The following is a 7,945-nucleotide window of genomic DNA, read 5'->3' on the forward strand; positions in this document are numbered from 1 at the left end:
TATCAGATATTACATTTCGCGGCGGACGGCGGTTTACTTTGCCAATGCCCGGTGCTTTACTTGTTAAAGTCAGCAAAACTACCCTGGTAACAGTGAGAGAGCGGCATGAGTATTACCAGTAAAAATCCCGAAGCTGAGTGTAACATCGAACAGGGCTGTGCAGCTATCGCGCAGATTATTGAGCCGAGGCCGCATGATTTAGGCGGTTTTACCGTCAGGCGCTGCTTACCAGTGCGGCAACAGCGGAGTATTGGTCCCTGGGTGTTCTTCGATGAAATGGGGCCTGCCGAGTTTTCTTCCGGTAACGGCGTCAATGTGCGGCCTCATCCGCATATTAATCTGGCAACGGTCACCTATTTGTTCGAGGGAGAAATTCTGCACCGTGATTCTTTAGGAAGTTATCAGCCAATCACGCCAGGCGATATTAATCTGATGGTAGCTGGCAAAGGCATTGTCCATTCTGAGCGTGAGCGGCCTGAGGTCACGAACAGGTTACACCGGTTGCATGGTCTGCAGCTGTGGATGGCATTACCAGAAGCAGATGAAGAAACCGAGCCGGCTTTTTATCACTATCCTGCAAGTAGTATACCTGCCGCTCTGGTAGATGACGTGCCGGTCCGGGTGTTAATGGGGGCTGCTTTCGGCTTACAGTCGCCGGTCAAAACCTTTTATCAGACGTTGTATCTGGAAGACGAGTTGCTGCAGGGGCAAAGCCTGTGCTTACCTGTGGCAGCGGAGCGGGGGCTTTATCTGCTATCAGGTGAGCTTAAACTGCAGGACAGCCACCTCAAAGCACAGCAGCTGGCAGTATTGAAACCGGCCGCAGAAGTTGTGATTACCGCTACCGCAACGAGCCGGATTGCCTTGATTGGAGGGGAAGCCATTAATAAGCGTTATATGGAATGGAATTTTGTATCCAGTCGCCGGGAGCGGATAGAGCAGGCCAAACAGGACTGGCAGCGGGGCCGTTTTCCAAAAGTACCCGGCGATGAGGATGAGTTCATTCCGCTACCCGTTTAATCGGCGAAGCAAACAAGCAGCAACACTGCCATGTAGGCAGTGTTGCAAAGTCCACGGTCAGAGGCGGACCACATCGCTGTTAAATTTGATGCCGGCCTTCGCGGATTTCTTCTAATACTTTTCTGTTAAACGCCGGCAGGTCATCGGGATTGCGGCTGGTAACCAGGCCGTTATCGACCACCACTGCCTCATCAACCCAGTCTGCACCGGCATTTTTCAGATCGGTCCGGATACTGCCATAGGAGGTCACCTTGCGGCCCTTAATAACTCCTGCTTCGGCCAGTAGCCAGGGGCCATGACAGATAGCGGCAACCGGCTTATTCGCGCTATCACTGAAAAATCCCTTAATAAAGTTGATAGCCTGTTTATCCTGACGCAACGTATCGGGGTTAATAAGACCTCCTGGCAGCACCAGGCCGTCATAGGCCTTCGCATTAACATCAGCAAGGGTTTTATCTACCTTGACATCCTCTGCCCAGTCTTTGCCAGACCAGCCGGTGATAGTACCGGCTTGTTGCGAGACGATATCCACTTCCGCTCCGGCATTCAGTAATGCATCGCGGGGCGAGGTTAATTCACTTTGTTCAAAACCATTAGTGGCTAAAATTGCAACTTTCTTACCTGCCAGAGGTTTAGGGTTATTCATAATTGTTCTCCTTCAGTTCGGTTTCTATTATTGAAAAACAGCAGCTGGCAAAGTTTTACAGGAGTCACTGTAAAACTTACCGATGACGACGGGCGAATTAAATATCTTCCAGCCTGTTAGCACCGTGCATCATTTGCCGGGCCAGCTCCTTTTCAAGATCACGCACCTCGGCCAGCATCTCCTGCATTGCTGGCGGGTGGCTGCGCTCACATAAATTCTGGTATAACAGAATGATTAGCTCGTGCTGCTTTTCCACTTCGGTAATCATTTCATTGGTATCCATGGTGTTATATGCATCATCGCAGGCCGCTTCAGCCATCAGCGGGTGTTTATCAATATGTTCTGTACACCAGGTGTTCAGTGCTTTGTCTTCGGTGACATCCTTAAAAGCCCGAACCCGGGTCGCCAGATCCATCTCTTTATCAGCCAGGTAATTCAGTAACAGCTGGGGCCGCTTGTCCGACCGGGCACGGGCGCTTTTGGTAAAGCAGTTTGATAAATGCTGATGGTAACCTGCAGTCCAGTCTAACAGGTCACGGAATGATTCAACTTTCATAGTCTCTCCTGTCTGCAGTCTTAACTGCTAATGCATGTTAGTAAAAGAGTATGCAAGTATAAGACCAGCTGGCGTATTCAGCAGCCATTGGCTGACAGCCTCCGGCCAATGGTGACGGTTAGCTGATTGGCTGCTAGCGGGATTTAAAATAGGTCAGGCGGGAGTAAATGTAATTATGACATAACGCCGCATTGGCGTAGTTTTCCGGGGCATCGGCAATGTCTTGCTGGGTTCGATAGACTTTAAAACCTGCTTTCTGATAGGTGGCTAATGCCGCCGGATGATCGTCTGAGCAGGTGTGCACCCAGATATTGGGTGCGAAAGGAGTGGCCGGGTTATCAGGCAGTGTGGCTGCTAACCACTGCTGGCTTAGCGCAATAGCAGAATACAGCAGTGTCGAGCCCAGCCCCTGACCGATAAAAGCGGGCATTAACCCAAAAAATTTCAGCTCAACACTGGGGCCCTCTCCATTGTCTGGATGATATTTCAGTTCGGCAAAGCCTGCCGGGCTGCCGCCTTTATAAAGCACCCAGGTACGGACTGACGGGTTGCTCAGATAGTCTAACCATTGCTGATAATCCCAGTTAAGCCTGCTGAACCAGCGCCAGTGATTGCCAACCGCGCTGAATAAGAACTGGCCGAGCTCCGGGCTGGCAAGGGTGGCCTCCATTAGCAGGCAGTCTGCCGGCCAATCAGGCTGAGCAAGCGCCGGGCCCTGATACTGCAGGTACCAGGTGGTAACAAGGTTGTCTGACATCACATTCACTTCGCATTGGCATAGGTGCATGCTAGCAAAGCCGCCCGGCTTGGTAAATGCACTATTAACAGTGTTTTTATATTTTGACTGGTGCAGACCGGTTGCATGCCACGTTAAACTGTTACAGGCTCCTAAACAGGACTCAGCGGAAATAACATCCAACCCAGGGCCTTCTGGGTTGCCGCGTTAAATACCCGTAGCATGGCGTTAATAATGTCCTCTGCCAGTTGCAGGGTGACGATAGCCAGCGATCGCAGCCGCGCTCTGGCGACCATACGTTGGTCTTCCAGAAATATCTTTGCGCCATATTCGTCGATCTGGCCCAGAACCTTCTGCCGGGCGACATACTCGAGATCTACCAAGATGCTGCGGGCTATATTGTCTGCCAGCTCGCTTACCGCAGGCCAGCTATCTTTGGCAGCTTGTCTGGCGCTGGCCATGGCATCAGCCAGCACATCACCAATCTCGATGTTGTTCAGAATCGTCATGATGGCTCCGTTAGTGACCAGCCTCGCGCAGCTTTGCGACTTCAGCTTGCTGGACAGCGACAATAAAGCGAATAAGTGATAGATGGCGGCGTGACCATTCTGCCTGGGTCAGTACTTTGCCGGGGGCGGCTTCGTGTTGTGCTTGCCAGGTCACAATCAGGCATTTTAAATCAACATAGTTTTTTACGGTCAGCGAGCTAAACTCGGCACGGATATCTTCGGCGCTGCTATCACAATTTGAGGGTAAAGCATTATCAATATAACGGGTAATTCTGCTTTGCAGGCGCTGTCCGCTGGCATCAACCTGCTCACTGTTTGCCAGGGCACGCAATAACAGAATATTGGTGTCAATCAGCATTTCAGCGTAAAGGTTTTCCATATTAGTGATATGACCGGGGTGGCGGATATCTTCAGTAGTGGGGCGCTCCGCGGGGCTTTGCATTTTAGTATGTTCAATAATGGTGGCTGTTTTGCGGTAAAACTGCTCACTGCCGGTTAGCAGTCTTTCATCATAAGGCTGTACCAGCACAGCAGGAGCGCACCCCAACAGACTGAACAGGCTGACAACATAAATGAATAAGCGGCACCAGGGCATTATTGCGGGTCCTTGTCATTAACGCTTCAGCGTCTACCCCCTAATAGTAGTCTGGTTCTGGAAAAAATCATGGCGTACCAACGCTTCGCTTTCTGGCTGCAATAAAATGTTTCGGCTATATTTTGAACAAATTAGTTGATATCCATCAAAACCGCAGCGTGTTCCAATCAGTATAATAATAACTACTAAATGCAGGAGAGTAAGCTATGAGCAACTTCAATCGTCGCACGTTTTTTAAAGTATCTGCCGGCACCATTATTGGTCTGACTGCGGGTGGAGTCAGTTTAAGTGCGCTGGCAGCAGAGCAGCTGAAGCTGGATGATCCTTTAGCGGCGGCCATGCGCTACACCCATAAATCGGAAGTAGAAGGACAAAATTGTGCTAACTGCAATCTGGTTCAGGGGGAAGCTGGCCAGGAGTGGCGGCCTTGCGCGATTTTCCCGGGGAAACTTGTTGCCAGCGAGGGGTGGTGTGCCGCCTGGGTCAAAAAAGTCGCTGCCTAGTGATGTCAGCTGCACCGGCCAGCCAGTTAGCCGGGCTGAAAAACGGTCTGAGGGCCGTTTTTTTACTGAAAGGGCGAACATTAACTGCTCAGGGCAGCTTTAAATGCCTGCCGCCATCCAGTGCCAGCACCCGACCGGTAACATACTCACTCTGCAGTAAATATAAAATGCTTTGTAACACCTCAGCCGGCCCGGGTGCGACGGCCATTAAAGATTTAGCCAACGCCTTCTGCCGGTAAGCGTCATCATCTCCTTCGTTAAACATTAATAGTGCCGGCGCTATAGCATTAACCTTAATTTCAGGCGCCAGCTGGCGTGCCAGAGACAGGGTCAGATTTTCCAGCGCAGCCTTAGACGCTGCATACGCCTGATGTTTACTGCTACCGACGCTGGCAACAAAGTCGGTTAAGTGAATAATGTCGGCGCCGTCGCCACTGGCAAGCAATTTAGGCAATAAAGCCCGGTTTAATAAGTAGGGCGCCCGGGCGTGAATATGCTGCATCTCATCAAATACCGCGGCATCTTGTTGCAGCTGATTAACCGTTGACAGGCTGCTATCAGCCTGCTGCTCTGGTAAATCCGGTTGCCAGCTTGAGGCGTTATGGATCAGTGCACGAATGCTGGGATAGGGGGCCAGCGCAGCAATAAAGGCTGCCATGCTATCCAGCCGGGTAAAGTCCGCAGCAATGCAGTGGACACCGGCTTGTTGCAGCTGGGTAATACCACTGGTCATTTTGCGGTAACTTACCACCAGTTGATATCCCTGCCGCTGCAAAGCAGCTGCACAATGTAAACCGACCCGCTGACCTGCGCCGGTAATAACGATAAGACCTTTAGCTGAGTGAGATTTCTGCATAAGTGACGCTTTGTTAACGGATAAAGCACGCTATACGCAGCAGCAGCGGTTCAGGTTTATTTTCTGGTTTCATTCATCAGTTCAGCACTGACATAACCCAGAAAGTCAGCTTCAGGTAACGGGCGGGCCCAGTAAAAACCCTGCCCCTCATCACAGCCCATTAATGCCAGTTGAGCTGCCGTGGCGCTGTCTTCAATCCCTTCGGCGACAGTTCTCAGGCCCAGGCTTTTACTCATCTGAATAATAGCGCGGACCAGGGGCTCATCCCGCTGCGACAGGCACAGGGACAAGATAAAAGACTTATCAATTTTCAGCCGGCTGGCGTTAAAACGCCGCAGATAACCAAGATTAGAGTAACCGGTACCAAAGTCATCAATGGAAAAGCGGATCCCAAGCTGATGCAGTGCCGCCAGTTGCCGGGCAATATTATCTCCTTCGCCAATCAGCAGAGATTCCGTCAGCTCCATCTCCAGGGCATGTGCCGGCAGAGCTGCCGCACTAAGTGCTTGCTGAACCTGTTGCTCCAGTTTGCCATCCCGGAACTGTACATAGGATAAATTAACGGCGATGGTCAAATCATACCCTTGCTGCTGCCAACGACTGCAGGCCAGACAGGCTTGTTGCAGTACCCACTCGCCAATCTCCACTATCAGGCCGCTGCTCTCTGCCAGCGGAATAAATTCATCTGGAGCAATCATGCTACCATCGGCTTGGGGCCAGCGCAGTAAGGCTTCAGCACCGATGACCTGCCGGGTGCTAAGTTGCAGCTTTGGCTGAAAGTAAAGCTCAAACTCATTATCTTTTAGTGCCTTACGCATCCGCTGCAGCAAATTAAATTTATCTATCCTGGCCTTGTTTAATTCATCATGATAAAAGCGGTAGACATTGCGACCGTCAGCTTTGGCCTGAAACATCGCCATGTCGGCATGTTTGCATATTTCGCTGAATTCGCTGCCATGCTCGGGTGTAATGGCAATACCGACCGAGCCTGAGATTTCTATCTGATTCTGCATAATGAAAAACGGCGCTGTGGTTTGTTGCAATAAAGCCGCCGCCTTGGCTGCCAGCGCTTCGTTACTGTCGAAACCGGGTATCAGCAGCAAAAACTCATCCCCGCCAAACCGGCTTAGAATATCGTTTGCACCCAGCTGGTTTTCCAGCCGTCTGGCCAGCTGCTGTAACAGTAAATCGCCTGCAGCATGGCCCAGCGAATCATTCACTGGCTTAAAGTTATCCAGATCGAGCAGTACCACGGCCAGTCGCTGAGCGCCGCTCAGGCATTCGGCGTATAAGCGCTGAAAATGCTGCTGACAACAGACCCGGTTTGGCAAACCTGTCAGCGGGTCATGTAATGCCAGATGCTCAATATGCGCCTGGCTTTGCTTTACCCGGTGGTTTTCACTTTGCAAGGATTGCATTAAGCACTGCTGATCCCGATACAATAAATATACACAGCCGCCGGTTACCAGCAAAATGGCACCGGTGAACACGAAGTGCGCAGGACTGATGGCCGGAATCACCGGCCGGACAATACCCGCTGTTGCCAGGTAAGTTAGTAAACCACAGAAAACCAGCATAAAACTGATTAATGAGAAAAACAGCCTGCTGTTGCCTAGCATAGCTGCGAAGACCAACACGCCGGGATAGCCCAGCAGGGCTAAATCGCGGATACCGCCGGAAATAAATGCTAAGGCAGACAGCATTAAACACATGGCCCACAGTAAAATATGGGTAGCGGCAACAACCCGGCGCTGATAGGCCAGTAAAGCAGCCAATGCCAGTGCAAAACACCCTGCCATTAACACCCATTTGGTCGTCCCGGACGCGACGGCGACAGCTAACACCAGACCAAACAGGGTCAGACCTGTTATCTGCAATAACCGTTTGATGCGCAGCGTATTTAGCCGGGCGGAGGATATTTCAACAAAGGATTGGTTAAACTCAGGGTCATTCGGCATTCAAGTCGATACAACAGTGTTATCGGGTTACTTTACTGTAGCCGTATTTTCTATGTTGTGCGAATTGCCGGTCATTAATTACCGCTTATTATTGTGCTGACTTGATTGTTGGCAGCATTCCGGAAACTATCACGGTCATCACCAGCATAGCCGTCGATACCCACAAGCAGGTGGCAAGACCAGCCGTCTGATAGAGCCAGCCTGACAGTACGGTCCCCAGCAAGCGGCCCATGGCATTCGCCATATAATAAAAGCCAACATCCATCGACACACCGTCACTTTTGGCATAGCTGACAATTAAATAGCTGTGCACTGATGAATTAATGGCAAACACGATGCCAAACAGCAATAAGCCGCCTAACAGTGCCAGTTCAATGTGCCAGTTGGCTGTCAGGGCAAGGGCGATTAACGCCGGGATGCTGCAAAGCAGCAATGCCCAGAGCGTGACGGTTTTGCCATCCGGGATGTTGCCTCTGCCGAGCAGTAACGGTGCGATACTTTGCACCCCGCCATAGCCAATTACCCACAATGCCAGAAAGCCTCCGACGGTCCAGTGGTCCCAGCCA

At 51.1% G+C, this 7,945-nt stretch carries 9 protein-coding genes and 1 pseudogene; 2 read left to right on the forward strand and 8 right to left on the reverse strand.

Annotation, left to right across the window (positions count from 1 at the left end; translation table 11 throughout):
• Positions 1-105: 105 nt before the first annotated feature.
• Entirely contained in the window at positions 106-1,020 is a 915-nt protein-coding gene (locus tag R3177_RS11240; RefSeq protein ID WP_318971124.1) for a pirin family protein, read from the forward strand.
• Between the two features lie 79 nt (positions 1,021-1,099).
• Here R3177_RS11240 and R3177_RS11245 read toward each other — a convergent pair whose 3' ends face one another.
• The 5 genes from R3177_RS11245 to R3177_RS11265 all read right to left on the reverse strand — a co-directional run bounded on the left by R3177_RS11245 (position 1,100) and on the right by R3177_RS11265 (position 4,062).
• Positions 1,100-1,666: a type 1 glutamine amidotransferase domain-containing protein gene (locus R3177_RS11245; protein ID WP_318971125.1), complete on the reverse strand. Its 567-nt coding sequence runs from the start codon at positions 1,664-1,666 to the stop codon at positions 1,100-1,102.
• A gap of 97 nt (positions 1,667-1,763) precedes the next feature.
• On the reverse strand, positions 1,764-2,222 hold the full coding sequence (locus R3177_RS11250) for a hypothetical protein (RefSeq protein ID WP_318971126.1): 459 nt from the start codon (positions 2,220-2,222) through the stop codon (positions 1,764-1,766).
• 133 nt (positions 2,223-2,355) lie between these two features.
• The gene (locus R3177_RS11255) at positions 2,356-2,979 is read right to left on the reverse strand and encodes a GNAT family N-acetyltransferase (protein ID WP_318971127.1); all 624 of its coding nucleotides are present in this window, start codon (positions 2,977-2,979) and stop codon (positions 2,356-2,358) included.
• Positions 2,980-3,110: 131 nt separating this feature from the next.
• Positions 3,111-3,467 carry a hypothetical protein gene (locus tag R3177_RS11260; RefSeq protein WP_318971128.1) on the reverse strand — a complete coding sequence of 119 codons (357 nt, stop codon included), beginning with the start codon at positions 3,465-3,467 and terminating at the stop codon, positions 3,111-3,113.
• Positions 3,468-3,477: 10 nt separating this feature from the next.
• Positions 3,478-4,062: a hypothetical protein gene (locus R3177_RS11265; RefSeq protein WP_318971129.1), complete on the reverse strand. Its 585-nt coding sequence runs from the start codon at positions 4,060-4,062 to the stop codon at positions 3,478-3,480.
• A gap of 206 nt (positions 4,063-4,268) precedes the next feature.
• Between R3177_RS11265 and R3177_RS11270 the strand changes: the two genes are divergently transcribed.
• A complete protein-coding gene (locus R3177_RS11270) occupies positions 4,269-4,565 on the forward strand; it encodes a high-potential iron-sulfur protein (protein WP_318971130.1) in 297 nt (98 codons plus the stop codon).
• A gap of 88 nt (positions 4,566-4,653) precedes the next feature.
• Here R3177_RS11270 and folM read toward each other — a convergent pair whose 3' ends face one another.
• The 3 genes and pseudogenes from folM to R3177_RS11285 form a co-directional block, all read right to left on the reverse strand.
• Entirely contained in the window at positions 4,654-5,421 is a 768-nt protein-coding gene (gene folM / locus R3177_RS11275) for a dihydromonapterin reductase (RefSeq protein WP_318971131.1), read from the reverse strand.
• 56 nt (positions 5,422-5,477) lie between these two features.
• On the reverse strand, positions 5,478-7,379 hold the full coding sequence (locus tag R3177_RS11280) for a putative bifunctional diguanylate cyclase/phosphodiesterase (protein ID WP_318971132.1): 1,902 nt from the start codon (positions 7,377-7,379) through the stop codon (positions 5,478-5,480).
• Positions 7,380-7,467: 88 nt separating this feature from the next.
• A pseudogene (locus R3177_RS11285) lies at positions 7,468-7,945 on the reverse strand (MFS transporter); the annotation flags it as partial.

The organism is Arsukibacterium sp. (assembly GCF_033722355.1).
Taxonomy (GTDB): domain Bacteria; phylum Pseudomonadota; class Gammaproteobacteria; order Enterobacterales; family Alteromonadaceae; genus Alishewanella.